The 24,108-nt window shown below is 73.9% G+C and carries 21 protein-coding genes; 4 read left to right on the forward strand and 17 right to left on the reverse strand.

Annotation, left to right across the window (positions count from 1 at the left end):
- The first annotated feature begins 105 nt into the window (after positions 1-105).
- Together J2X64_RS15640 and J2X64_RS15645 are read left to right on the forward strand one after the other, a co-directional pair.
- Positions 106-600, forward strand: a complete 495-nt coding sequence (locus J2X64_RS15640) for a MarR family transcriptional regulator (protein WP_310156528.1) — start codon at positions 106-108, stop codon at positions 598-600.
- A gap of 73 nt (positions 601-673) precedes the next feature.
- Positions 674-4,384 carry an FAD-linked oxidase C-terminal domain-containing protein gene (locus J2X64_RS15645; protein WP_310156529.1) on the forward strand — a complete coding sequence of 1,237 codons (3,711 nt, stop codon included), beginning with the start codon at positions 674-676 and terminating at the stop codon, positions 4,382-4,384.
- Between the two features lie 86 nt (positions 4,385-4,470).
- On the opposite strand, the gene J2X64_RS15650 is transcribed toward J2X64_RS15645, so the two are convergent.
- From J2X64_RS15650 to J2X64_RS15670, 5 genes are all read right to left on the reverse strand, one after another.
- Positions 4,471-5,142, reverse strand: a complete 672-nt coding sequence (locus J2X64_RS15650; protein ID WP_310156531.1) for an ANTAR domain-containing protein — start codon at positions 5,140-5,142, stop codon at positions 4,471-4,473.
- Positions 5,143-5,290: 148 nt separating this feature from the next.
- On the reverse strand, positions 5,291-5,968 hold the full coding sequence (locus J2X64_RS15655) for an alpha/beta fold hydrolase (protein ID WP_310156533.1): 678 nt from the start codon (positions 5,966-5,968) through the stop codon (positions 5,291-5,293).
- Positions 5,969-6,068: 100 nt separating this feature from the next.
- Positions 6,069-6,812, reverse strand: a complete 744-nt coding sequence (locus tag J2X64_RS15660; protein WP_310156535.1) for a DUF3618 domain-containing protein — start codon at positions 6,810-6,812, stop codon at positions 6,069-6,071.
- Positions 6,809-7,216 carry a phage holin family protein gene (locus J2X64_RS15665; protein ID WP_310156537.1) on the reverse strand — a complete coding sequence of 136 codons (408 nt, stop codon included), beginning with the start codon at positions 7,214-7,216 and terminating at the stop codon, positions 6,809-6,811. Before J2X64_RS15665 ends, J2X64_RS15660 begins: the two co-directional genes overlap by 4 nt.
- Positions 7,213-8,034, reverse strand: a complete 822-nt coding sequence (locus tag J2X64_RS15670; protein WP_310156538.1) for a hypothetical protein — start codon at positions 8,032-8,034, stop codon at positions 7,213-7,215. Before J2X64_RS15670 ends, J2X64_RS15665 begins: the two co-directional genes overlap by 4 nt.
- A 165-nt stretch (positions 8,035-8,199) precedes the next feature.
- Between J2X64_RS15670 and J2X64_RS15675 the strand changes: the two genes are divergently transcribed.
- Positions 8,200-9,225: a glycosyltransferase gene (locus tag J2X64_RS15675; RefSeq protein WP_310156540.1), complete on the forward strand. Its 1,026-nt coding sequence runs from the start codon at positions 8,200-8,202 to the stop codon at positions 9,223-9,225.
- Positions 9,226-9,255: 30 nt separating this feature from the next.
- On the opposite strand, the gene J2X64_RS15680 is transcribed toward J2X64_RS15675, so the two are convergent.
- From J2X64_RS15680 to J2X64_RS15690, 3 genes are all read right to left on the reverse strand, one after another.
- The gene (locus J2X64_RS15680) at positions 9,256-9,873 is read right to left on the reverse strand and encodes a hemerythrin domain-containing protein (protein ID WP_310156542.1); all 618 of its coding nucleotides are present in this window, start codon (positions 9,871-9,873) and stop codon (positions 9,256-9,258) included.
- A 380-nt stretch (positions 9,874-10,253) separates the two neighbouring features.
- Positions 10,254-10,856, reverse strand: a complete 603-nt coding sequence (locus J2X64_RS15685; protein WP_310156544.1) for an ANTAR domain-containing protein — start codon at positions 10,854-10,856, stop codon at positions 10,254-10,256.
- A 257-nt stretch (positions 10,857-11,113) separates the two neighbouring features.
- Positions 11,114-11,983, reverse strand: a complete 870-nt coding sequence (locus tag J2X64_RS15690; protein WP_310156546.1) for a glycosyltransferase — start codon at positions 11,981-11,983, stop codon at positions 11,114-11,116.
- 177 nt (positions 11,984-12,160) lie between these two features.
- Here J2X64_RS15690 and J2X64_RS15695 point away from each other — a divergent pair, with 177 nt between their 5' ends.
- A complete protein-coding gene (locus J2X64_RS15695) occupies positions 12,161-13,153 on the forward strand; it encodes an SDR family oxidoreductase (protein ID WP_310156548.1) in 993 nt (330 codons plus the stop codon).
- 99 nt (positions 13,154-13,252) lie between these two features.
- On the opposite strand, the gene J2X64_RS15700 is transcribed toward J2X64_RS15695, so the two are convergent.
- The 9 genes from J2X64_RS15700 to J2X64_RS15740 all read right to left on the reverse strand — a co-directional run bounded on the left by J2X64_RS15700 (position 13,253) and on the right by J2X64_RS15740 (position 24,098).
- Positions 13,253-14,197, reverse strand: coding sequence for a glycosyltransferase family 9 protein (locus J2X64_RS15700; RefSeq protein WP_310156549.1), 945 nt, complete (start codon positions 14,195-14,197; stop codon positions 13,253-13,255).
- Positions 14,194-14,919 carry an SDR family oxidoreductase gene (locus tag J2X64_RS15705; RefSeq protein ID WP_310156551.1) on the reverse strand — a complete coding sequence of 242 codons (726 nt, stop codon included), beginning with the start codon at positions 14,917-14,919 and terminating at the stop codon, positions 14,194-14,196. The genes J2X64_RS15700 and J2X64_RS15705 overlap by 4 nt, the downstream gene beginning before the upstream one ends.
- A 59-nt stretch (positions 14,920-14,978) precedes the next feature.
- Complete coding sequence (locus J2X64_RS15710) at positions 14,979-16,412, reverse strand: PfkB family carbohydrate kinase (RefSeq protein ID WP_310156553.1); 1,434 nt, start codon at positions 16,410-16,412, stop codon at positions 14,979-14,981.
- Positions 16,409-18,268 carry a glycosyltransferase gene (locus tag J2X64_RS15715; RefSeq protein ID WP_310156555.1) on the reverse strand — a complete coding sequence of 620 codons (1,860 nt, stop codon included), beginning with the start codon at positions 18,266-18,268 and terminating at the stop codon, positions 16,409-16,411. Before J2X64_RS15715 ends, J2X64_RS15710 begins: the two co-directional genes overlap by 4 nt.
- Positions 18,265-19,248, reverse strand: coding sequence for a glycosyltransferase (locus tag J2X64_RS15720; RefSeq protein ID WP_310156557.1), 984 nt, complete (start codon positions 19,246-19,248; stop codon positions 18,265-18,267). The genes J2X64_RS15715 and J2X64_RS15720 overlap by 4 nt, the downstream gene beginning before the upstream one ends.
- Complete coding sequence (locus J2X64_RS15725) at positions 19,245-20,327, reverse strand: glycosyltransferase family 9 protein (protein WP_310156559.1); 1,083 nt, start codon at positions 20,325-20,327, stop codon at positions 19,245-19,247. Before J2X64_RS15725 ends, J2X64_RS15720 begins: the two co-directional genes overlap by 4 nt.
- Positions 20,320-21,882, reverse strand: a complete 1,563-nt coding sequence (locus J2X64_RS15730) for an HAD-IIIA family hydrolase (RefSeq protein ID WP_310156561.1) — start codon at positions 21,880-21,882, stop codon at positions 20,320-20,322. The genes J2X64_RS15725 and J2X64_RS15730 overlap by 8 nt, the downstream gene beginning before the upstream one ends.
- Positions 21,879-23,546, reverse strand: a complete 1,668-nt coding sequence (locus J2X64_RS15735) for a carbamoyltransferase C-terminal domain-containing protein (RefSeq protein ID WP_310156563.1) — start codon at positions 23,544-23,546, stop codon at positions 21,879-21,881. Before J2X64_RS15735 ends, J2X64_RS15730 begins: the two co-directional genes overlap by 4 nt.
- A gap of 78 nt (positions 23,547-23,624) precedes the next feature.
- Positions 23,625-24,098 (reverse strand): hemerythrin domain-containing protein, encoded by a 474-nt coding sequence (locus J2X64_RS15740; RefSeq protein WP_310156565.1) that lies wholly within the window; start codon positions 24,096-24,098, stop codon positions 23,625-23,627.
- Positions 24,099-24,108: the final 10 nt, after the last annotated feature.

Genomic DNA, 24,108 nt, shown 5'->3' on the forward strand with positions numbered 1-24,108 from the left:
GTCGCAAGTTGAGCCGCAATGATTGCGCATGCGCAATGACTGCTTCATGATGAGGATCTTCCACGTCCGGGTCGTCCGCGCGTGGGACCGCGGAAGGAGATCCTGATGAGCACGTCCGCACACGCGCTCTCGACCCGGCGTCGGCCGGCACCGAGGGCCGCCGAGCTCGACGCCGCCATGGGGGCCGCGAGGGCCTTCGTGGCGGTCACCGTCGAGGGGTCGGACACCGACCTCACCCCCGCGCAGGTGCGCATGCTCGTGCTGGCCCGCGCACACCCCGACTGCAACCTCAGCGCACTGGCCGGGTGGATGGACATCCACCCGTCGAACGCGACGCGCGTGTGCGACCGCCTGGTGCGCAGCGGCCTGATGCAGCGCCTCGAGGACCCCAGCGACCGCCGTCACGTGCGGCTGGGCCTCACGCCCGCAGGCGACGACGTCCTCGACGGCATCATGCAGCGACGCCGTCGCGCCCTGCGACGGGTGCTGCAGCGCATGGAACCCGCCGACCGCGCCGAGCTCACCCGCGGCCTCATCGCCTTTGCCGAGGCCGCCGGGGAGGTGCACGACGACGGCCTCTGGCCGATCGGCAGGACCTGACCTCCGTCGCCGGGTTGCGCCGGACCCGGCACGGGTACGTCCCGAAGCGACCGGTGCACGAAAGGAGCCCCCGATGGCAGCGAACCCCACGACGGCGACGACCCGGATGACGGGCGCGAGCACGGCGACGTACGAGGCCCTCGAGCGGGACCTGCGCCGGGAGGTCGACGGGGAGGTGAGGTTCGACGCCGGCAGCCGCGCGGCATACTCCACGGACGGCTCGAACTTCCGCCGGGTGCCCATCGGGGTGGTGGTGCCGCGCACCGTGGAGGCGGGCGCCGCCGCGGTGGCCGTGTGCCGTCGGCACGACGTGCCCCTGCTGTCCCGCGGTGGTGGCACCAGCCTGGCCGGCCAGTGCACCAACACCGCCGTCGTCATCGACTGGTCCAAGTACTGCAACGCCCTGCTCGAGGTGGATCCCGAGGAGCGCACCTGCGTCGTCGAGCCGGGCATCGTCCTCGACCGGCTCAACGCCGACCTGGCCGAGCACCACCTGCGCTTCGGCCCCGAACCGGCCACGCACATGAACTGCACGCTCGGCGGCATGATCGGCAACAACTCCTGCGGCGCGACGGCCCAGCGCACCGGCAAGGTCGTCGACAACGTCGTGGCGCTGGAGGTCCTGCTCTACGACGGCACGCGGTTCTGGTGCGGCGAGACGAGCGAGGAGGAGTACGCGGAGATCGAGCGGCACGGCGACCTCCGTGCGTCGATCTACCGCCGGGCCCGCGCCATCGCCACCGACCACGCCGACCTCATCCGCGAGCGGTTCCCCGACATCCCGCGACGCGTCTCCGGCTACAACCTCGACAGCCTCCTGCCGGAGAACCACCTCAACATGGCGAAGGCGCTCGTCGGCAGCGAGTCCACCCTCGTCACGGTCCTGCGGGCCAAGCTGCGGCTGGTGCCCGTCGTGGAGCACAAGACGCTGGTGGTCCTGGGCTTCAAGGACATCATCGCGGCGGCGCGCGCGGTTCCCGCGATCGTGGAGCACGAGCCCATCGCGCTCGAGGGACTGGACCACAAGCTGTTGGTGGACAACAAGATCAAGCACCTCAACGCCAAGGCGATGCGCGAGCTGCCCGAGGGGACGGGCTACCTCATGGTGCAGTTCGGGGGCGCCACCACCGAGGAGGCCGACCAGCGCGCGCAGGGCATGCTCGACGCGCTCGGGGACACCGAGCACGACCCGGAGGTGAAGTTCCTCGACGACCCCGACGCCGAGCACGAGCTGTGGCTCGTGCGCGAGTCCGGGCTGGCCGCCACCGCCCACGTGCCGCACCACGCGGACACCTTCGAGGGCTGGGAGGACTCCGCCGTCGCCCCCGAGAAGCTGGGCGACTACCTGCACGACCTGCGGAAGCTGTTCGAGGAGTTCGGCTACGAGGGCGAGACGGGCCCCAGCCTCTACGGCCACTTCGGGCAGGGGTGCGTGCACACGCGGATCCCGTTCGGGCTGTACACCGACGAGGGCGTCGCGACCTACCGGCGGTTCATGGAGCGGGCCGCGCACCTGGTCAGCGACTACGGCGGCTCGCTGTCGGGGGAGCACGGCGACGGCCAGAGCCGCGGCGAGCTGCTGCCGATCATGTTTGGCCCCGAGGTCGTCCGGCTGTTCGAGGAGCTCAAGGACGTCTTCGACCCGCGCAACCGCATGAACCCAGGCAAGGTCGTCCGCGCGCGCCGGCTCGACCAGGACCTGCGGCTCGGCGGCCACTGGGTCCCGCGGCCGATGGGCCGGCCGGAGTTTGCCTACCCGCACGACGGCGGCTCGTTCGTCGACGCCGCGAACCGCTGTGTCGGTGTCGGCAAGTGCCGGCAGCACGGCCACCAGGCGGGGTCGGTCATGTGTCCCTCGTACCAGGCCACCGGCGAGGAGGAGCACTCCACGCGAGGGCGCGCGCGGCTGCTCTTCGAGATGCTCGACGGCCACCGTGACGGCACCATCCGCGACGGCTGGCGGTCGACCGCGGTGCGCGACGCGCTCGACCTGTGCCTGTCGTGCAAGGGGTGCAAGAGCGACTGCCCGGCCAACGTCGACATGGCCACCTACAAGGCCGAGTTCCTGTCGCACCACTACCGGCACCGGCTGCGGCCGCGGTCCCACTACACCCTCGGCTGGCTCCCGCTCGCGGCGTATGCCGTGCACCGGGCCGGGCTCGCACGCGTCGCCAACGCCGTGGGCGGTTCACCGGTGGCACCGCTGCTCGAGCGGCTGGCCGGGCTCGACGCGCGGCAGGTGCCCCGCTTCGCGGGGCGCACGTTCCAGGCCGGCTGGGCGGAGCGGGCCCGTTCGAACGCCGGCGGCGCGGGACGTGGAAGCCGTGGCCGTGTGGTCCTCTGGCCGGACACGTTCACGAACCACTTCCACCCCTGGATCGCGGACGCGGCCGTCGAGGTGATCGAGGCCGCGGGCTGGGAGGTCGTCGTCCCGGACGAGCCGCTGTGCTGCGGCCTCACGTGGATCTCCACGGGGCAGCTGGGGCCGGCCCGGCGGGCACTCTCGCGGACGGCCTCGGCGCTGTGGCCGCACATCAGCGAGGGCGCGCTCGTCGTCGGTCTCGAGCCGAGCTGCACCACGGTGTTCCGCAGCGACGGGACCGAGCTGCTCCCCGACAACCGCGAGGTGGCGCGGCTGCGTGACGCGACCGTCACGCTGGCCGAGCTGCTGGGGAAGCACTCGCCCGGCTGGCAGGCGCCGAGGTGGCGGCAGGACGGTGGCGCGGGTGCTGACCGCGACCACGAGGGACACGGCGACGGGGACGGCAGCGGGCGACCCGTGGACGGCGCCGCGCAGGTGCACTGCCACCAGCACGCAGTGCTGGGCTGGGACGCCGACGCGTCGCTGCTCTCGGACATGGGGCTCGAGGTCCCGGCGCTGGAGTCAGGGTGTTGCGGCCTGGCCGGCAACTTCGGGTTCGAGCGGGGGCACTTCGAGACCAGCCGGAAGGTCGCGGAGAACGGCCTGCTTCCCGCGCTGGACCGCCTGCCCGGCGACGCCGTCGTCCTGGCCGACGGGTTCAGCTGCCGCACCCAGGTCGCGGAGCTCGCCGGTGGCAGGCAGGCCCACCACATCGCCGAGGTCCTCGCCGAGGCGCAGCGACGGGAGCGCGAGCGCGACGGCTCCGGTGCGGTTTCGCTGCCCGACCGCTCGGGTAGGACGACGCATACGCCACGGCACGCCACCACGGCGGCCGGCGCACCAGGCACCCCACCGGAAGGCAACCCCATGCCAGGTCCCCACGACGCCGTCACCGCGCTCGTCCACCAGCAGCACGGCCACGTCACGGATCTCGTGCGCGCCGTGCAGGACGGCAGGGGGGAGGCGCGCGCGGGCGCGTACCGGTCGTTCCAGGAGTACCTCGCGGCGCACGAGGCGGTCGAGGAGCTCGTGGTGCACCCGTCCCTCATGGCCGTCGCGGACGGGACGTCGGTGGCCAAGGACCGCGTGGACGAGGAGCACCAGGCCACCTCGCTCGTCCAGCAGCTCGAGCAGTTCGACGTGGACACGCCGCAGTTCGAGGAGACCTTCGCCGAGCTGGCCGACGCGGTCTCGCGCCACGCCGAGGCCGAGGAGCACCAGGAGCTCACGATGCTGCTGCCGCGCGTGGACGACGACGTCGCCGGGCGGATGGTGGCGGGGCTGCACGCGGTGGCCGAGGTGGCGGACACGCTGCGCGGCGGGGGCTTCGACGGCACCCGTGGTTTCGCCGCCACGCTGGCGGCCGCCAAGGACGAGGTGACCCGCCGTGGGCTGGCCGTGGACGGTGCCGGCACCAGCTGACAAGGCTCGGCGGCGCGCAGCCCGCCGCCGGTGCTGCTGCGCCGGTCCCCCCGGGCGCTGGTGCTGCAGCAGCGCCCCCCGTGTGCCTAGGCGCTGGTGGGACGAGCAGTCGCCGGGGCCGAGCGCAGGTGCGTGCGGTCGTCGTGCAGCAGGGTCACCACGTCGACGAGGCTCTCCACCGGGTGGTCCGGGTGGGCGAAGTGGGGGTCGGCAACGGCGTCGGTGATGAACGCGGCGACGTCGCGCAGCTTGGCGTTCCGGCGCTGGGAGTAGCCGGCGAGCATCCGGAAAGCCGTGTCCTCGTCGACGCAGAAGGCGAGCATGAGGGCGCCCTTGGCCTGCTCGATCGTCGCGCGGTAGGCGGCCGCCGAGGCCACGGCCTCGGACTGCCAGCGGGAGATGTCACCGGTGATGTCGAGCAGGAAGCCGTCGACGCGGCAGGGCCGCGGGGAGGACGGGTCCGCGACCGTGTGTGCGACGAGCCTCACGCGCCGTCCGGACCGTCGCCCGGCGCGCATCCGGTAGGTGTGGGAGGACGTCCCCGGCTCGGCGAAGTGCTCCTCCAGCCAGGCACGGGTCGCCGCGCGGTCCTGGGGGTCGACGTGGGCGAGAAGGTCCTCGGTGGTGAAGTGCCGGTGCGGAGGCAGGTCGTGCAGCGCCAGCCACTGGTCGTCGACGTCCCAGGCGTCGAGGCCGGTGTCGTAGCGGTAGGGGAACGCGGTGGGCGTTGGGGTCGAGGTGGGGTCGGTGAGGGTCACAGGGAGCCTCCGGGGGACGAACGCGAGGCCGTGGTTTGACCGTTTCGACCATAGCCCCGAGCGCCCGGGCTGTCACCATCTCGCAGGTCAGGGCCGTCCCGTGGCCTGTCCCGGCGGCGTTCCGGCCTGCGGGGACGGCATGCCCGGACTACACCTCGAGCAGCTGCTCGCCGCCGCGGACACGGTCGAGGGGGTCGCCCACACTGTCGCCGAGCAGCGTCGCGCGCACCCAGTCGGCGGCGAGGCCGTCGAAGACCCGGTGCCGCCGGAGCATGGCGTGCTTGCCCTCCCCGACCGTGACGAACCCCACCCGCGCGCTGCTCGAGAGTCGGCGCGCCGCTGCCCGGGCGTTGGACAGGCTGGCGATGCGGTCGGAGTCGCCGTGCACGAACAGGACGTCCCGGCCCGGCGCTGCGGGCACCGCCTCGTGGGGGTGCAGCCACGCGGCCAGGGCCACCACCGACCGCACCTGCGGAGCAGCCGCCGACAGCAGCGCGGCACGCCCTCCCAGGCTGTGCCCCACGAGACCGACCGGCACGTCCGCGCCATACCGCTCCTGCACCTGGCCCAGCGCCCACCGCACGTCGTCCACGGGGGTCGTGTGCGTGTCCCAGCCGCGGGCCGAGTTGAGCAGGCGGAAGACGGCGAGCCGTCCGCGGCCCCCCTGCGCGAGGCGTCCCGCGATGGGCACCATGCGCAGGACCGACAGCTGGGTGGGGCTCACCCGCATCGCCTGCCCGCGACTGGCACCGCCGTGCAGCACCAGGGCGACGGCTTCCGGCCGGGCCGGCGTGCGGGTGGGGAGCAGTCGTGAGTACACGTCCATGGTCACCCAGCCTGCCCGGAGCCGGCGTGGGCCGCAGGACGGGCCCGGACCACGCGGTCCGAGCCCGTCCTGGCCACCCGTGGGGTGGTACGGCCGTCGGTCAGGACCCGAGGGTCCCGCTCGAGGAGCCCGTCGACCCCGTGGAGTACCCGGACGTGCCGGAGGTGCCGGTCGTGCTCGAGGTGTCCGAGGAGGCGCTGCCGGCGGCGTCCTGCGCGGACTCCTTGACCTGCTGCGCCTTGTCGGCGCCTTCGTCGCGGACCTCCTGCACGCCGGCGGCGGCCTGCTCCTTGACGGCGCCGGCCGCCTGGGCGGCAGGCTCCTTGAGGTTCTGGCCTGCCTCCTGGGCCACCGACTTGACCTCCTCCACGAGCGGCTGCGCCTGCTCGCGCGCGTTCCGCGCCAGCTCCTGCTCCTTCTCACTGGCGGGCAGGAGCGAGCCGACGATCCAGCCGATGCCGAGCGCGACCGCGCCCGCCGCCAGCGGGTTGCCGCGGGTGCGCTGCGCGGCCCGGTGGGGGACCTCGGCGGTCGCCTGTACCGCGTGCTGTGCCGTGTCCGCGCCGCTGCTGCCCATGTCCTGGGCGCTGCCGGCGACGTCGTGGGCGGTCCCCATGACGCTGTCCTTGAGGGAGGCGACGCGGCCCTTGGCCCGGCCGACGGTGCGGTGCGCCACCTGGGAGGGGCTCACCGAGTTGCCGAGGGTGTCGACGTCGGCGGCGAGGCGACCGCGGGTGCGGTCGATCTCGCGCCGGATGGCGTCCGGGTCGTCGGTCGACGTCGTGGACGGCACCGTGGTCGTCGTCGCCTCGTAGGTGGGGGTGGTCTCATAGGGCTGAGTCATGGCGTCTGGTGTCCTTTCAGGGCGTCGGGGATGTCCTTGACCGTGTCCGTCGTGCGGGGCAGTCCGGGGGTCTGCTTGAGCTGTCCACGGCCGACGAGGCCCAGTACCGCGGCGATGACCGCCCAGACCACGGCGACCACCAGGCCGGACCAGCCGCGGCCGATGGCGTTCCCGAGCCCCCACCAGACGGCGACGGACAGGAACACGAGGGCCAGCTGGCCGGCCACGCCGGCGCCGGCGAGCAGGCCCGCGCCCTTGCCGGCGCGGGTCGCGCTCTCCTTGGCCTCGGCCTTGGCGAGGGCGACCTCCTGACGAACCAGAGTGGACAGGTCCTGGCTGATGTCGGAGACGAGCGCACCGAGCGAGCGCAGCGACTCCTCGCGGGTGGACTGCTGCTCGGTCACGGCAGGACCTCGTCGTCGCGCGGCGCGCCGACCGGTCCGGTGACGCGCTCGGGCGGGAGCGCACTGCCGACCTCGGACGCGGGGTCGCCGAGCGGACCACCGGCCGTGATGTCGTCCTCGGCGGCGTAGCCGGAGCCCGGCGTCGCCACGGGCGTGGTGGAGGGGGTGGCAGTGCTCCCCGTCGCCTCGACCCCGGCCGTGGGGAAGCCGTCGGCCGTGCTCCCCGTCGCCTCGACCCCGGCCGTGGGGAAGCCGTCGGCCGTGCCTGCCGGCCCGCTGCCCGCGGGGGCGCCGAACCCTGCCGTGGAGTGGGTGGGGGCGTAGCTGCCCGGCCTGCTGCTGGAGGAGTCGTCGCGCTTCTCGTCGACGGTCGCCCGGGTGAGCCGGCCGCCCACGACACCAAGTATCGCAGCCGCGGCGAGGAACGTGCCGGGCCGGCGGCGGGCGAAGCTGCGGACCTCCTCGAGGACGCTGGCGGGGTCGCGGTCCTCGAGCCAGCGTGAGGCGTTGTGCGCGTGCCCCGCAGCCTCGCGGACGAGGCCCGTGGCCATCCCGTCCTGCTCGGAGTTGTTCGCCATGGAGTGCAGCTCGTCAGCAATCCCCTTGAGGGACTGGGAGATACGCGACTGCTGCTGGCTCGCCTGGCCGGAGAGCTCGTCGCGGGACTGCGACCACAGGTTCCGTGCCTGGTCGCGGGCCTCCCTCGCGACCTGCGTTGCCTGGTCCGTGGCAGTCGAGGCGACGTCCTTCGCGGCCTCCTTGCCCTGGGCCCCGACGTCACGGGCGGCCTGGGTGGTCGACGACTGGGTTTCACTCATCGCCGGCTCCTCTCTGTGTGGTGGATGTCGCACTGGTGGACGGCGCGAAGCGGTGCGCGCCCAGATCCTCCGAGTACCCCGGCGGTGGCTTGCCAAACCTCCGGTTGGAGCGCAGGCACGTGGGTATCCCCCCGTCACCCACCCGCGAGCCCGAGGGGACACGACATGGACGACGATCCAGACGGCGACGCGGTCCGCGCCGAGTACGTCCTTCCGCTCCGTTGGGGCCAGGAGCAGAGCACACGCGCGGCCGACGCGCTGGTCACGTACCTGCGCGGTCTGCCCTGGTGGGTCGACGTCACCGTCGTCGACGGGTCGGCGCCTGCTGTCTTCGCCCGCCACGTCGTGATCCTCAGGTCGGTGGCACGGCACGTGCCTCCCGACCCGCCGCCCACTCCCAACGGCAAGGTGGCCGGCGTGCTGACGGGTGTGCGGATCGCGCGGCACGAGCACGTCGTCGTCGCCGACGACGACGTGCGGTACGGCGAGGCTGAGCTGCGGACAGTAGTGGCCGCCCTGCGGGATGCGGATCTCGTGCGGCCCCAGAACGTCTTCAGCAGCTATCCGTGGCACGCCCGGTGGGACACGGGCCGGACGCTCCTCAACCGCTGCCTGGGCGCCGACCACCCGGGGACGTGCGCGCTCCGGCGCTCGACGTTCCTCGCGATGGGTGGGTACGCCGGCGACGTCCTGTTCGAGAACCTCGAGCTCGCGCGAACCGTGCGGGCCCACGGCGGTGTCGTCGTGGACCGTCCGGACACGTATGTCCCCCGCCTCCCGCCCACGACCGCGCACTTCTGCTCGCAACGGGTCCGGCAGGCCTACGACAGCGCGGCGCAGCCCGGCAGGGTGGCCGCAGAGCTCATGATCCTGCCGGCCATCGGGTTGTGTCTGCTCATGGCTCCGTGGACGTCCGTCGTGATGGCGGCGGTGGCCGTGGGGGCAGCGGAGGTCGGCCGACGCCGGCACGGTGGAGGCGACGTGTTTCCCAGGACCAGCGCCGTGTGGGCCCTCCCGTGGCTGCTGGAGCGCGGCGTCACCGCGTGGGTCGCGCTCGGTGCGCGAGCGCGTGGCGGAGTCCGCTACGGAGACGGGCGGGTGAGGTGCGCGGCGCGCTCCGTGCGGGCGCTGCGGGCCAGCGCCTCGGCGCCCTTCGACTCGCGCCCGGCGGCATTCCGCCTCGAGCGGTGAGGCGGCACCACCCGGCCCGGGCCCCGGAGCTCAGTCGAGTCGGCGGCTGACCTCGAGACGTGCCGCGTCGAGCATCGCCGCGAACCCCCCGCCCCCGGCGATGCGCTCGAGCATGGCCTCGGAGGCAGCAATCGAGTCAACCTGGTCCAGGAGGCGCAGGACCATCGTCGTCTCCGCCTCGTCCAGCTCCTCGAGACGGGTGCCGAGCTCGTCGCGCTCCTCGGCCTCCGCGTGGGCCAGCAGAGCCCGCGCCCACGCGTCGAACTCGCGGTCGAAGTCCTTGCCGCCAGGGTCGAGCTGCTCGAGCCGCTCCATGGTGTCCGTCGCCTCGCGCTCCTCGGTCACGCGGGCGCCGACCTCGCCATGCTCGGTGCTCCCACGGCCGAGGACCGGGTGCAGGCTGTTCTGCTCGACCACCTCGTGCGCCGCGAGGTAGCGCAGCAGCCTCGGCAACGCCTCGTCGCGCCCCGGCTCCGCGTCCCGTACGGCGTCGACCAGCTCGCGCAGCTGCCGGTGCTGGGCGGCGACCACGGCGCGGACCTCGTCGGCGCGACCGCGCCGCGGGGGCTCACCGGCCCGGACGGGCGCGCCGACCGGCTCGTCGTGGGGCGCCGTGCGGGCGCCGCCCTCTGTCATCGGTTCGGTCATCGTCCTGCCTCTCTGGGCCATGGGTCGTCTCCGACCTCGGCCCGTACCCGCAGCCCGCTGCAGGGAAACGAGTCGTCGCCGAGACCCCATGCGCACAGGCGAATTGGGAGGCGCCGACCGCGGGTCGCGACGAGGACCAGCCGAGCGCGTGTCGCCTCGAAGCAACGTCAACGGGTCGCGGGTCCAGGAGGACGGAGGACATGTTCCACCCGCCACCCGCACACCATCACCCACGTGCTCATCCGAATCGCCGGGCGGCGCGGGAGTACGGGTTTCGGGGACCGGGAGCAAACCGTCGCACGTGGGCGGCGACGACGGTTCGCCCCCACGTCACCAGGGACTGGCGGCAGGCAATAGGGACGTGGCCGAGAACGGGAACGTCAGGGCGCCCCGCCCTCACCGGTGTCGGTGGTGGGGAAGTCGAGGGAGCGGTCCAACACGTGGTGCGCCGTCGCTGCGAGGGACTCGCCGCTGGTGAAGGCGTGAGCCTTCAGGAGCGCCAACGCGTCGGTGGCGTCCACCCTGAGCTGGACCATGACCATGCCGGTGGCCTGGTGGATGGCCGAGCGGTCCCCCCACGGGCCGGTTCCGGCCACCGCCCCCCACTCGTGGTCACCGTCGTGGTCGAGCGCGGCCGCGCCGACGAGATCGGTGACGAGCTGGCAGTCCTCGGCGTCGAGCGCCAGGGACGACCCGGGCTGCAAGTGGTAGGTGACGACACCCACGACCTCGCCGCCGGAGCGCATGGGGAAGGCTTCCGCCACCACGGGTCCGAGCTCGTCCCGGACCGCTCCCGAGAGCTCGGGCCAGCGCGGGTCCTCTGCGTGGTCGAGCAGTGCCCGCACGTGGACCCCGTTGGTGAACGCCAGTCGTCCCGGTCCCTGGGCGAGCACGTCCTGGAGGTCTTCGAGTCGTGCCGCCACGTCGTCGGTCGCGCACAGGGTCACCCGCTCCGCGGAGGGGTACCCGAGGGTCAGTGCCACGCCGCCGGCGTGTGTGACCGAACCCGCCGCGAGGCACAGCCTGCGCGGCATCCCCAACGACTGCTGGTGGCGGGACAACTCGGCTGCCAAGCTCCGCAGGAGCGAGGCCGCGTGCCCCGCGTTCACGGCACAGCCGCCGAGTGGGCATGAGCGAGGGGGCCGTCCAGCGAAGCGTGACGGACCCCACCTGCATCACGAGGCATGCTGTGGCAGTACCCGATTGTGCGCCACGTAATCGGCGCCAGGTGGCCGGCGTCTCAGCCTCGAGCCCGGGCCACGTCCCTGCGGACGCGTGGGGGTGCGACGCGGCGCCGTGGGCGCACCTCTCGGGCCCGGCCGAGCGCCTCCCTGAGCGCCCGCCGGTGCTGGGGGGAGCGCCACGCGCGGGCGGTGGCCAGCCCGGTCTCGCGGAGGCACACCCACCAGGGCTCTCGCAGCCAGGTGGTGAGCAGCTGCGAGCGAATGATGTCCGATTCCCGGTCGCTGCGGTCGCCGCGCGGCTGAGGGTGATGGTGCGCGACGACGTCGTCGACGTGCACGAGCTGCCATCCCCCGGCCATGAGGTCCATCGCGAGCAGCTGCTCTTCGCCCGGGAAACGCACCACGGGGTCGAAGCCGCCGACCGCGAGGAACGCGCTTCGCCGCACGACCGTGCCGCAGGCGAAGAACCCCACGATGCGAGGGTAGGGCGTGCCCTCGAGGGTCCCGAGCGGCGCCGTGGCCATCTGCGCACAGGTCGCGTCCAGCGAGTTCTGCTGGCCGACGACGAGACGTGCCATCACCACGGCCACGCGCGGATGGTCATCGAGCACGGTCGCGGCGCGCTCGAGGGCCCCGTCGGCCCACCAGGAGTCGTCGTCGCTGAACGCGACGTACGGCGTCGTCGCGCGGCGTGCACCAACGTTCCTCGCGCACGCGCCGATGTTGTCGGCCAGCCGAACGACGTCCACGTGCGGGAACGCGCGACCCACCGCCTGCGCCGTCCCGTCGGACGAGGCGTTGTCGACCACGACCAGCGGGCTGGGTGGCTCCAACGCCTCGAGGTGCGCCAGCGCCAGCAACGCGTCGGCTCGGCGGTCGCGCGTGGCCATGACCACGGTCACGGGTGACGAGGGGGAGTTCGGCATGGCCCGCCTGTACCCCGGGGCAGGTGCCCTCACGCCGCCGGCCACGGAGCCGGGTGCCGGTATGCCGTTCTGCGCGCGGTCCGCCGCCCACATGCGGCCCGCGGGCGGCCATCCGGCCGCGCATGACGTCTTCGAGAACGGGTACGGGCCCGGGAAGCCGCACGAGAGGAGCGCACCATGACGACCGACTCCGTCGGGGGCTGGCAGGACAGGCGTGTCGTCGTCACCGGCGGCGCAGGGTTCCTGGGCAGCCACCTCTGCGAGGCGCTGCTGCGAGCGGGGGCGCACGTCGTCGCCCTCGACGACTTCTGCACGGGGTCGGCGACGAACGTCTCGCACCTCTTGGGCACGTCGCGCTTCCGCCTCGTCCGCTGCGACGTCACGGACTTCGTGCACGTGCCCGGCTCCGTCGACGTGGTGCTGCACTTCGCCTCGCCCGCGTCCCCGGTGGACTACCTCAAGCTGCCGCTCGAGACCCTCAAGGTGGGGTCGCTGGGCACGTGGCACGCGCTGGGCCTGGCCAAGGAAAAGGATGCCCGCCTCGTCCTCGCATCCACGTCCGAGGTGTATGGCGACCCGCAGGTGCATCCTCAGCCGGAGGACTACTGGGGCCACGTGAACCCGATCGGCCCGCGAGGGGTGTACGACGAGGGCAAACGGTTTGGTGAGGCCCTCGCCACGGCATACCGGACCGCCCAAGGGGTCGACGCCGGCATCGTGCGCATCTTCAACACCTACGGCCCACGCATGCGCCCCCACGACGGTCGCGCGATCCCGACCTTCATCCGGCAGGCGCTCGCCGGCGAACCGCTGACGGTTGCAGGGGACGGGCTGCAGACCCGCTCGGTGTGCTTCGTCGGCGATCTCGTGCGCGGCATCCTCGCCTTCGCGGCCACGGCCGCGCCCGGCCCGGTCAACCTGGGCAACCCCGACGAGATGACGGTGCTGGACATCGCCCGCGACGTCATCGCCGCCACCGGCTCGCGCTCGCCCATCGTCCACGTGGAGCGGCCGGTCGACGACCCCCACGTCCGCCGACCGGACACCACCCGCGCCCGCGCCCTGCTCGGCTGGGAGCCGCGGGTCCCTTGGCAGGAGGGCTTGGGGAGGACGGTGGAGTGGTTCCGAGCGCGGGAGGCGCAGGACGGGTCGGCCCGCGAGGCAGTCTGAGGAGGCGCCCGGATCCCGCGCCGACGCCTCGCTCGCGGCGGCGTCGAGCTTTCGGGCCGCGGTGACCCGAGGCCGGTACGGACGTCCGTCGGGGCACGGTCATCCGGGCGCGGAGGCGACCGGCTGCGCCGGAAGGAAGGCCCGGGCCGCGTCCAGAACCTCACGCACCGTGGTGCGCGCCAGGCGGGGGTCGACATCGTCGGCGTGGGGATCCCCGGCCGGGTCGCCCGGACGCGAGTGCCACAGCACCCGGTGCAGGTGCCGGTCGATGCGTGGCCCCCAGTGTGCCGGGTCCACGGGGCCGCAGAGCACGACCGATGGGGTGCCGTGCGCCGTCGCCAGGTGGGCGGGACCCGTGTCGCCGCTCAGGAGCACCGCGGCCGTGGCGACCCGGCCCGAGAGAGCGGGCAGGTCGTCGCGGCCGCACCTGTCGACCACCCCGGGGTGGTCGGCCACGCGGGAGCACAGGGCGGTCTCCGCGGCCGACCCGGTGACGACCACCGGGTGTCCGTCGTCGGCCAGCGCGGCGGCCACCCGGGCCCAGCGCTCCGCCGGCCAGCGCCGCGACCCCGCGGCGGCGCCGGGGTGCACGACCACCTGCGTGCCGCGTGCACCGTCGCGCGGCAGCCGCAGGTCCTCGGCGGAGCATGGAAGCCCGCCCCAACGGGCCAGCCGGACCCACCGGTCGACCTCGTGCTCGTCCGGCAGCCACGGCGGCCCTTCGGCGTGGCCAGCCCCCGGGCAGGCGAAGGCGAGAAGGGACCGTGGTGCCAGGGACCGCAGGACGCGGTGGCTCTGCGGGCCGCGCCCGTGCAGGTCGACGGCCAGGTCGGGTGGCGGACCGGACCAGCGCAGCGGTGCCAAACCGGGGGTCGGCAGAACCTCGTCGACGAGCCCGAGGTCGGTGAACCACCGCCCGAGCGCGCTGGGGGCGGCGAGCACCAGCCGCGCGTCGCGGTGGCGTCGGCGCAGGCCACGCAGGACGGGTACACCGGTGAGGAGGTCACCGAGACCCAGGGCCCGCAGCACGAGGATCCGCGTCACGGCCAGGAGGGCTCCGTCGACGGCGCGATGACCAGCTCGCGCAGCTCGCAACCGGGCGGCTGGGAGAGCGCGACGAGGACCGCCCGGGCCACGTCGGCGGGGTCGTTCAGCTGCGCGTCGGGGCCGGGCTTGTACTGCTCGGTGCGGCCGTCGAAGAACGACGTCCGCATCCCTCCGGGGATGAGCAGGGTCACCCCCACCTTCCCTGCCAGCTCGGTGGCGAGGGCGCGGCTGAAGCCGACGACCCCGAACTTCGACGCGCAGTATGCCGTCGCGTCCCCGACGGCCCGCAGGCCGAGCGTCGAGCTCACCGTGACGACGCGGCCATGGCGCTCGATGAGGTGGGGCAGGCAGGCTCGGACGACTGCGGCCGTGCCGAACAGGTTGACTGCGATGACGCGCTCCCAGTCCTTGCGGGAGACCCGCTCAAGCGGTCCGCAGGCATCGACGCCCGCTGCCGTGACGACCGCGTCCGGGGGCCCGGCCAGCTCCACGAGCCGCTCGAGGGCTGACTCGGTGGCGGCGCCGTCGGACAGGTCCACAGTGACGTGCGGGACGTCGACGCGCGGTGCGGCGAGGTCGAGCACGGCGGGGCGTCCACCGGCCGCGAGCACGGCGTCGACGACGGCCGCGCCCAACCCGCTCGCGCCACCGGTGACGATTACCGTGCCAGGTCCGCCGGACCCAGGGGTCACGTCGGGGGACTGGGTTCGTGCATCCATGGGATACCTCTCTCTCGTCGGTCCTCGGTCGGGATCGGGTGGTCCGGGGTCGTTGGCTGTCAGCGCAGCCGCTGCAGCAGCGCTGTCGTCGATCGGCCGGACAGGTACGGAAGGAGCACGACCCGGCCGCCCCAGCCGCGGACCAGTGGCGCCTCGGGCAGCTCGGTGCCCTCGTAGTCGCCGCCCTTGGCCCACACGTCAGGTCGCAGCGTCCGCAGGATGGTCTCCGGGCCGTCCTCGTCGAACACGACCACGGCGTCGACACAGGCGAGTCCGCGGAGCACGCGGACGCGGTCCTGCTGCGAGTGCACCGGTCGCTTCGGCCCCTTGAGCCGGCGGACGGACGCGTCGCTGTTGAGCAGGACCACGAGGCCCTCACCCAACCCACGCGCCGCCTGGAGGTACTGGACGTGGCCCGCGTGCAGGCCGTCGAAGCAGCCACCTGCGGCGACGAGCGTGCCCCCGGTGGCACGGACCCGGGCGACGACCTCGGTGACGGAGTCCCCGGTCGACCGGCTCGCAGCGGGTCTGCTGGGACCGGGAGCGGCAGCGTGTGCTGCGGCGGCGGACTCAGCCGTGGCAGGCGCGTCATCCCTCGCGCCAGCACGGCGCCGGTAGCCGCTCGCGCCTCCGTCCCCGACGAAGCGGGTGGCCGCCGCCACCGCACCGGTGACGGCCTCACCTGGGGTCCGACCGCGACCGAGCGCCACGGCGGCAGCAGCCGCGAACCGGTCGCCGGCACCGCACGGGTCGCCCTCCGCTGGCTCGGCGGGGACGTGGAGGGGCTCACCCGAACCGGTTGCGAACCACGCGCCGTGCGCACCGTCGGTGACCGCGACCCCTGCGGCGTCCCAGGCGCGAACGAGACGGCCCGCCAGCTCGTCACCGGTGGCGCCTTGGGTCGCCTCGCTCGCACGGCGCGCCTCTGCCAGGTTGGGCGTCGCCAGGGTGACGCCGGGCACCGGTGGCGGACCCGCCGGGTGGGGGTCCCAGACGATGGGCCGGTGCCGGGCACGGCGGGCCAGCAACGGCCGCAGCTGCTCGTGGTCGCTGGTCCCCCGGCCGTAGCAGGCCACCAGCGCGACGTCCGCCCGCTCGACGAGGTCTTCCACGGCGTCTGGCAGCCCCGGGAGCGGATGTGCCGGACCTCCGCTGTCGTACCGGACGACGACCTGCCCGTCGGCGAGGACCCGGGTCTTCTCACGCGTCGTGCCGACCGCTCCCAGGGGGACGACCTCGGCCCCGGCGACCTCCAGGGCTCGCCGCCACCGACGCCCCGCCGGGTCGTCCGTCCAAGGGGCCACGAGGGTGACGCGGGCGCCCTCCTCGAGGCAGAGCAGGGCCGTGAGGCCGGCGCCCCCAGGGCCCACCCACTCGCGCTCGACGTCCACCACTGGCACGGGCGCGTCCGGCGCCAGCCGGGTCGCGGAGCCGTCGAGGTCCCGGTCGAGGACCACGTCGCCGACGACCAGGAGGTGCGGGCTGCGGCTCATCGGCGCGCCGCCGCGCCGGGAGTGGCCAGGGCGGGCGACGTCGCGGTCTCGTCGCTCGCACGTGCTGGGCGCGTCAACGCCTGGTCGAACACGGCGCACAGCCCGTGCACGGCCATGAGGTGGGCTTCCTGCACCGCTGCGGTGGAGGGGGCGTCCACCGCTACGACCGCGTCGCAGAGCGCGGCCAGAGGGTTGGGTGCCGGACCTGTCATGCCCCACACGACGAGGCCGAGGTCCCGGGCGCGCTTGGCGGCGTGCAGCACGTTGCTGCTGGACCCGCTGGTCGACAGCAGGACGAGGACGTCGCCCGGACGCCCGTGCGCCTCCACCTGCCGGGCGAACACCTCGTCCGGCCCGTAGTCGTTGAGGATGGCAGTCAGTGACGACGTCTCGGCGGTGAGGGCGAGCGCGGAGAAGGGCCGGCGGTCCTCCCGGAACCTGCCGACGAGCTCGGCGGTGAGGTGCTGTGCCTCGGCCGCGCTGCCGCCGTTGCCGGCCACGAGCACGCGGGACCCCGCCGACAGCGCTGTGGCGAGATGGTCGCCCCACCGGCGCAGCACGTCGCCTTGGGCGCAGAGCGATTCCATCGCCCGAGCCACCTCGCGCACATGGGCGTCCAGCCACTCGCACCCCACGGGCGCGGTGGCGGGCGGGGCGCTCACGCCCTTGTGCCGCGCGGCGACGACGCGTTGGTAGGCCGCGAACGTCTGCGCGGCCACCGTCGACCAGTCGAACCTCTCCACGGCACGCTGTCGTGCGGCCCTGCCCATGGCCTCAGCGCGGTCCGGGTCGTCCAACAGTTGCGCGACCGCACGGGCGATGGCTTCAGGGTCGCGCGGGGGCACGAGGGTGCCGGTGACCCCGTCCTGCACCGAGTCGAGCAGGCCGCCCACGGCGGCGCCGACCACCGGGCGCCCGCTCGCGGCGGCCTCGAGCGGGGTGATGCCGAACGGCTCGTACCAGGGCACGGCCAGCACGATGTCGGCGGAGCGGTACACCGCAGGCATGGCGTCGTGCTCCACCTGACCCCAGAGCAGGAGACGGTCGGCCACCCCGGACTCGCGCGCCAAGGTGCGCAGGCGCTCCGCCTCGGGGTCCTGCTCGAGTCGCTCCCGCGGGGGGCCGCCGGCCACGACGAGCTCGACTCCGGGCAGGTGGGCAAGGGCCCTCACGGCGTCGTCGAACCCCTTGCGCGGCACCATCCGTCCCACGAGCAGCAACCGGGGACGTGCCGCGGCAGCCCGGGGCCCGGCGGGCGTGAACCGCCGGGTGTCGACGCCGCAGGGGACGACCACCACCCCGGCCCGGTCCAGGCCCATCGCCGCCAGCTCGGCCACCTCGTCGCGGCACGTCGCCACCACGAGGTCGACCTCCCGAGCGATTCGCGTCTCGAGCTCGACCCGCGCCGCCGGGCTGGTGTCGGCGCAGCCCTGGTGCCGGCGCTTCACCGTGCCCAGCGCGTGGAACGTCTGGACCAGCGGCACCGAGCTCCCGCGGGCGGCCCCCAGGGCGGCGAGCCCGGACATCCAGAAGTGCGCGTGGACGACGTCGGGTCGTCCGTGGCGACGCCAGTCCCGCGCCATCCACCGACCCAGCTCGTCCATGTGCGGCAGGAGGTCGTCCTTGGGGACGGGACGGGCCGGGCCCGCCGGCACGTGGACGACGGACACCCCGGGCGACAGCGGCACTCGCTCCGCGGCGTCGGGGTCGTCCCGGCGCGTGTAGACGCGCACCTCGTGACCCAGGCTGCCCAGCGTCCTGGCCAGTGCCGCGACGTGTACGTTCTGGCCACCTGCGTCGGCCTCGCCGAGGGCCGCGAGCGGGCTCGCGTGCTCGGACACCATGTCGATCCTCATGCGGTTGCCTCCTCCAGAAGGTGGTCCCAGTCGGCGAGGAACCGGTCCAGGCCGAACCGACGCAGGGCGTGCTCGCGGGCGGCGGTGCCGACCCGCTCGGCCTCGTCGCGGTCGTGGAGCCAGCGTTTGGCGACCTCGCGCAGCAGGCTCGGGTTGTTGGTGACCACCCCGGTCCCCGGCGGCACGGCCTCGGGAGCCTCCGTGGTCGACAGGGCGAGCACCGGCATACCGAGGGTCATCGCCTCGACGAGCGAGAGCCCCAGGCTCGTCCAGCGGTACGGGTGCAGGTAGACCCGGTGCCGCCCGAGCCGCTCGTGCAGCTCGGCCTGACTGACGTCGTGGCAGGTGCCGGGGGAGAGACCGCGAAGACCCCGTTTGCTGGCCGTCGCGCCCAGCTCGTCGCTGCCCATGCCGTACGCGTGCAGCGGCAGGTCCGCAGCGAGGTCCAGCACGAGGTCGGTGCCGGCCACCCGGGTCCGGCGGATGGGCTCGTTGACCACGACCGCGAGGCTGGCGTCCTCGCCGGTCCAGCGGTGCCCCGGGTCTGGGATCCCGTGCTCTACGACACGTACGGGCTGCGTGCCGTTGTCCCAGCACAGGGCGTTGAAGTGGGTGACGTGCACGACGGTGCTGCCCAGGAGGCGCTCGTCGTCGAGCGAGGGATGGCGAGTGGAGACGGCGTGGGCCGTCGGCGCGTTGTGCTCGAGATACACCACAGGCACGTCTCTCCCCGGCCTCCTGCCCGTCCACGCCTCGACCAGGTCGGCCTCGTGGGGTCGCTGCAGGACGACCACGTCGACGTCCTCGTCCCGGAGGGTCCCGGGGACCACTTCTCGAGCGCCGGACGGCCAGTCCCACGTCTGGGCCCGGCCTCGGCCGTCGGGCCCCCGGTCAGGGAGGACCGGCAGGAGGTACTGGTGTCGGCCCGCGACGAAGGACGTCGTCCACGACCCGTGCACGTGCCACAGGAGGACGTTCATGCCCGCGCCTCCTCACCACGTCCCTCGGGGACCTCGTCCGGCCTGCGACCGGGCGATCCGGCGAGGCGTTCCACCGCTGCGACCACGTCCTGGGGCCGGATGTCGCCCAGGCAGGGATGGCCCGCCACCGGGCACCGGCGCGCCCGGGTCCCCCGGCAGGGCGCTCCCTGGTCGCCGAGCACGACGGTGGGGACGCCCCAAGGTGCCCAGCGGTCCGCCGGGACGACGGGTGAGAACAGGCTGACCACCGGCGTGCCGACGGCCGCGGCCAGGTGGGCGGGTCCGGTGTTGGGCGCCACGACGCACGCGGCACCGGCGAGCACGCCGGCCAGCTGTGGGACCGTGGTGCGCCCGACGAGGTCGGCGTCGGCGAGTGAGCCGGCGATCGCCGACCCCGCATCGCCCGGCGGGCCGGTGACCACGACGTCCCATCCGGCCCGACGCAGCGCCGCCACCACCTCGGCCGCCAGCGTGGCCGACGGGCTGCGGCTCGGAACCGAGGCGGAGGGATGGACCACGACGTACGGGCCAGCGGCCGCGTGGACCGGTACGGGCCGGATGCGGAGCCGGTCGTCGTCGCCCGGCGGCTCGGGGAAGCCCGCAGCCGTGGCCAGGGCACGAGCCGCCTGCACCTCGTGGCCACCGCCGGTACCGGGGTCGTCGCCGTCGGCGACGCGACGGTGCCGGACGTCGAGCAGGGAGCCCGGATATGCGTCGCTGGTGCCCGACACCCTGGAGACGCCGGCCCACTTGAGCAGCAACGCCATCGGCAGTGGGCTCTGGTGGTACGACGTGAAGACGACCGCCTCGTCGTAGCGACGTCGGCGCAGCTCGTGGAGCAGACCGTCCATGACCCGGGGGACCACTGACGGCGGGGTGAAGCCACCCCACGGGGCGTCGTGGACGAGCACGTCGTCGACCCCGGGTAGCAGGCGGGCGGCGGGGGCACCAGCGGGAGAGGCGAGGACGTCCAGTCGACCGGCTCGAGCTGCGAGCTGGCGCAGGGCCGGACCCGTGAGCAGGACGTCACCCAGACCGTCGAGCCGGACGGCGAGGACGTGCGGGTCGCGGTCAGTCACGGCGCACCTCCAGGAGCCGGTCGACGGCCTCGCGCAGGTCGGTGGCCACCTCGGGGGCGTCGCGCACCTCCTCCGGGCGCGTGCTGGCCGTCGGGACCAGGACGGCCCGGGCCCCGGCGGCCCGTGCCGCCAGGACGTCGCTGCCGATGTCGCCGATGACGACGCACTCCTCGGGCCGGACCCCCAGGTGGCCTGCCGCCGCGGCCACGAGGCCGGGGGCCGGTTTGCGGCAGGCGCACCCCTCGTCGGGGCCGTGCGGGCAGATTTGCCACGTGTCGAACGGCCCCAGCAGCCGGTCGACGCGGCGGTTGACGGCTGCGACGTCGCCAGGGTCCACCAGGCCCCGGGCGATGCCCGACTGGTTGGTCACCACCCCGACCCGGATGCCGTGCCGGCGCAGGGTGCTCACGGCATACGTGGCGCTGGCGACGGGTTCGACGCGCTCGGGGTCACCGTTGTACGGGACGTCGTGGACGAGGGTGCCGTCCCGGTCGAACAGGACGGCGCGGGCCGCCGGCGGCCAGGGGCCGGCGCCGCGGTGGCGCCACCAGCCGGACACCCGATGGCGCACGGCAGCGGCGGGGATGACGGCGCTGGTCCAGAGCATGGTCGAGACCTCGGCCCGGGTGCGCGGCCCCGGCGCGATCCTGCGCCACGCGAAGTCCCCCCAGAGGCCTACCCAGCACACTGCGGCGCCCAGCGCGATGGTGCCGGCTCGTCCACCACCCGCAGGGCGTCCGCGCTCACCTGCCACGGCGAGCACACCCGCAGCCAGGGCGGTGGCCGCCGCGGCGACCGTAGCGAGGTGCCATGGGAGGCGGCCGTGACCGGCCACCGCGGCCGACCGCCAACCCGGGCCGTGAAGCCGTCGCATGAGTGCGTCATCGGCGTTGCCGCGCTGAACCCGGACGCTGACCCCGGGGCCCTCGACACGGACGGGGTGCCTCACCACGCGCTCACCAGTGGTGAGGCGCCACCCTGCGCGACGTACGCGGAGGGCCAGGTCGGCATCCTCCCGGTATGCGCGGGGGAAGCGTTCGTCGAAACCGTGCACCGCGACCAGTGCCTCGCGGCGGTACGCCATGTCGGCGGTTGCCCCGCGGGCTTGCTGCAGCCCTGCGGTCGAGCGCTCCCAGTCCGTGGGTCGGCGGTCGCCCGGGAGGGGCACGTGCAGCCGCCCCTGGACGGCGCCGACGTCCGGCGTCGCGCCACCGAGGTCCGCGACGAGCCGCGCGCTCCACTCGGGTGGCAGCTCGACGTCGTCGTCGAGGAAGGCCACCCACGGCGCGTCGACGACACGCCAGCCGAGGTTCCGCGCGGCGGCCGGCCCGCGTCCGAAGCCGCGCAGGATCCGCACCCCGTCCAGGCCCGGGGGAAGCTCGGCCGACAAGTCGCCCATCTGCTGCTCGTCGCGGAGGAGGGGTCGGTCGTCGACCACGACGACCTCGCAGGGATGGGGACCCTGCTGCTCGGAGAGCGACTGCAGCACGGTGCGCAGGCTGGGGCGGCCGACGGTGGGTATGACGACCGCATATGCCGACGCCGCCCGCGTCACCGCGCCACTCCGGTGGCCAGGTCGGCGCGGCGCACGACGTGCGGACCGAGTACGAGGGCGTCGACGGGTGCCGAACCGAACAGCTCGAGGGCTTCGCGCGGGGTGTCGACCATCGGCCGGCCGGCGGTGTTGAGGCTCGTGTTGACCACGACGGGCAGCCCGGTGCGCTGCTCGAAGGCGCGCAACAGGGCCGCGACGTGCGGTGTCGTGTCGTCGTCGACCGTCTGGATGCGCGCGGTGCCGTCGACGTGCACGACCGCGGGGATCCGGTCGCGCCACTCCGCGGCGACGCGGTGGACGAACAACATGTACGGACTGGGGATGGGGCCCTCGTCGAACAGCTCGGCCGCCCGCTCGGCGAGCACCATGGGCGCGACCGGCCGGAACTGCTCGCGGCCCTTGACGTCGTTGAGCCGCTCGAGATTGGTGGCGTAGCCGGGGTGGGCGAGCAGCGACCGGTGGCCCAGCGCCCGCGGTCCGTACTCGCTCCGGCCGTCGAACCAGGCCACCACCCCGTTGCCGGCGAGGACATCGGCCACGTCGCCAGCGAGATCCCGCGGCGTGGTGAAGGGCAGAGCCGCCCGCCGCAGTTCCGCCGCGAGGTCCTCGGCGGCGAAGCCGCGTCCGAGGGCGGCGGTGTGCATCGGTTCCGCCAGCGTCCCGTCGTCGGCAACCACCTGCAGGGCGGCGCCGAGGGCGGTCCCTGCGTCACCTGCGGCCGGCTGTACCCACACCTGCTCGAAGGCCGTCTCGCGCCAGATGCGGCTGTTCGCCACGCAGTTGAGGGCGATGCCTCCGGCCATGGTCAGGGCGTCGTCACCGGTCCGCTCGTGCAGCCACTGCGCCAGCTCCACCAGGACCTCCTCGAGGCGCGCCTGCACCGAGCAGGCCAGGTCGGCGTACTCCTGGGGCCAGTCGGTCTCGCCACCGGAACGTCGTGGTGCCATCTCGGTCCAGTCCGGGACCGGCGCCTCGAAGCCGCCGTCCGGTGTCGTGCGCACGACGTCGCGGAGGCGACCGAGGTGTCGCGGGCTGCCGTACGACGCCAATGCCATGACCTTGTACTCGTCGCTGGAACGGAGGAACCCGAGGTGCTCCGTGAGCGACTCGTAGAGCAGGCCCAGCGAGTGGGGGAGTTGTTGCTGGGCGAGCACCTCGAGGCGGCCGTGCTCGTAGCGGCCGGCCAGGTGCGATGCCTGCTCGCCGCGCCCGTCGAGGACGAGCACGCTGCAAGGGCGTCCCTCTTTTGTCAGCGGCGCAGCCAGCGCCGCCGACGCGGCGTGCGCGACGTGGTGCGGCACGAAGCGGACCTGATCGCGGTCCAGGCCCGGCAGGGCCTCAGCAATGAAGCCGGGCGCAGCCTCGGCATACATCAGCCGAATGTTGTCCCAGGGGTCGTGCAGGCCCATGTCGCCGGCAGGCTTGGCCAGGGCGGGGTCGAACGAGTAGGCGACGGCGTCGAGGTCGCCGGGCGAGAGCCCTGTCTGCGCCAAGCACCACCGCATCGACTGCTCGGGCAGCTCCCAGGCCGCGAAAGGCACAGGACGTTTGCCGTGCTTGCGCCGGGAGAAGCGCTCCTCCTCGGCGGCGGCGACCACGGCACCGTCGACCACCAGCGCGGCGGCCGGGTCGTGGAAGAGGGCGTTGACGCCAAGTACTCGCATTGCCGGGTCTTACCCGGGAGAAGCGCTTCTACTCCGGCACGGGACAAGCGCTTCTCGTCCCAGCACGTGACGTCGGCGTCAGCTGCTCACTGTCCTGGCCATCCGCACGGCCCGGCCGAGCTCGCGCCGAACATCCTCGTCGACGGCAGCAAGGACCGCCGGGAGCTCCTCCGCCTCCTCCATGCCGGCGTGGTCCAGGACGGAGGCCTCGAGCTGCCCGAGCGCCAGGTCGAACTCGTCCGAGTCCGCGTCCAGGTCCATGAGACGTGCGAGCACGGCCTGGGCCCTGAGCTCTTCGGACAGGCGCGCCCGGGCGACGTCCACCTCGCCGATCTCGACGGTCACAGGGCGCAGCACCTGCTCCTCGAGTGACTCGTGCAGGGTCAGGAGGTGGGCCAGGTCCGAGAATGCCTGGGCGCGTGCGGTCCCCGTGCTCTCGCGGACGAGCGCGAAGGCCCCCCGGAGCAGGTCGTGCTGCTCCACCAGCACTCGCACGACGTCGTCCGGGTGCAGTCCGCAGAGCACGGAGGACCCCTCGGGCTTCCTCGTCATGGAGTCCTCC

Origin of the sequence: Phycicoccus sp. 3266, assembly GCF_031456495.1 — a bacterium.
Lineage (GTDB): Bacteria > Actinomycetota > Actinomycetes > Actinomycetales > Dermatophilaceae > Pedococcus.

What these genes read in the sequence shown, in the direction of transcription:
- J2X64_RS15640 (WP_310156528.1), top strand. Translation starts at nt 106, where the DNA reads ATGAGCACGTCCGCACACGCGCTCTCGACCCGGCGTCGGCCGGCACCG.
- J2X64_RS15740 (WP_310156565.1), bottom strand. Translation starts at nt 24,098, where the DNA reads ATGACGAGGAAGCCCGAGGGGTCCTCCGTGCTCTGCGGACTGCACCCG.
- J2X64_RS15660 (WP_310156535.1), bottom strand. Translation starts at nt 6,812, where the DNA reads ATGACTCAGCCCTATGAGACCACCCCCACCTACGAGGCGACGACGACC.
- J2X64_RS15670 (WP_310156538.1), bottom strand. Translation starts at nt 8,034, where the DNA reads ATGAGTGAAACCCAGTCGTCGACCACCCAGGCCGCCCGTGACGTCGGG.
- J2X64_RS15680 (WP_310156542.1), bottom strand. Translation starts at nt 9,873, where the DNA reads ATGACCGAACCGATGACAGAGGGCGGCGCCCGCACGGCGCCCCACGAC.
- J2X64_RS15690 (WP_310156546.1), bottom strand. Translation starts at nt 11,983, where the DNA reads ATGCCGAACTCCCCCTCGTCACCCGTGACCGTGGTCATGGCCACGCGC.
- J2X64_RS15705 (WP_310156551.1), bottom strand. Translation starts at nt 14,919, where the DNA reads ATGGATGCACGAACCCAGTCCCCCGACGTGACCCCTGGGTCCGGCGGA.
- J2X64_RS15655 (WP_310156533.1), bottom strand. Translation starts at nt 5,968, where the DNA reads ATGGACGTGTACTCACGACTGCTCCCCACCCGCACGCCGGCCCGGCCG.
- J2X64_RS15715 (WP_310156555.1), bottom strand. Translation starts at nt 18,268, where the DNA reads ATGAGGATCGACATGGTGTCCGAGCACGCGAGCCCGCTCGCGGCCCTC.
- J2X64_RS15695 (WP_310156548.1), top strand. Translation starts at nt 12,161, where the DNA reads ATGACGACCGACTCCGTCGGGGGCTGGCAGGACAGGCGTGTCGTCGTC.
- J2X64_RS15710 (WP_310156553.1), bottom strand. Translation starts at nt 16,412, where the DNA reads ATGAGCCGCAGCCCGCACCTCCTGGTCGTCGGCGACGTGGTCCTCGAC.
- J2X64_RS15645 (WP_310156529.1), top strand. Translation starts at nt 674, where the DNA reads ATGGCAGCGAACCCCACGACGGCGACGACCCGGATGACGGGCGCGAGC.
- J2X64_RS15675 (WP_310156540.1), top strand. Translation starts at nt 8,200, where the DNA reads ATGGACGACGATCCAGACGGCGACGCGGTCCGCGCCGAGTACGTCCTT.
- J2X64_RS15735 (WP_310156563.1), bottom strand. Translation starts at nt 23,546, where the DNA reads ATGCGAGTACTTGGCGTCAACGCCCTCTTCCACGACCCGGCCGCCGCG.
- J2X64_RS15720 (WP_310156557.1), bottom strand. Translation starts at nt 19,248, where the DNA reads ATGAACGTCCTCCTGTGGCACGTGCACGGGTCGTGGACGACGTCCTTC.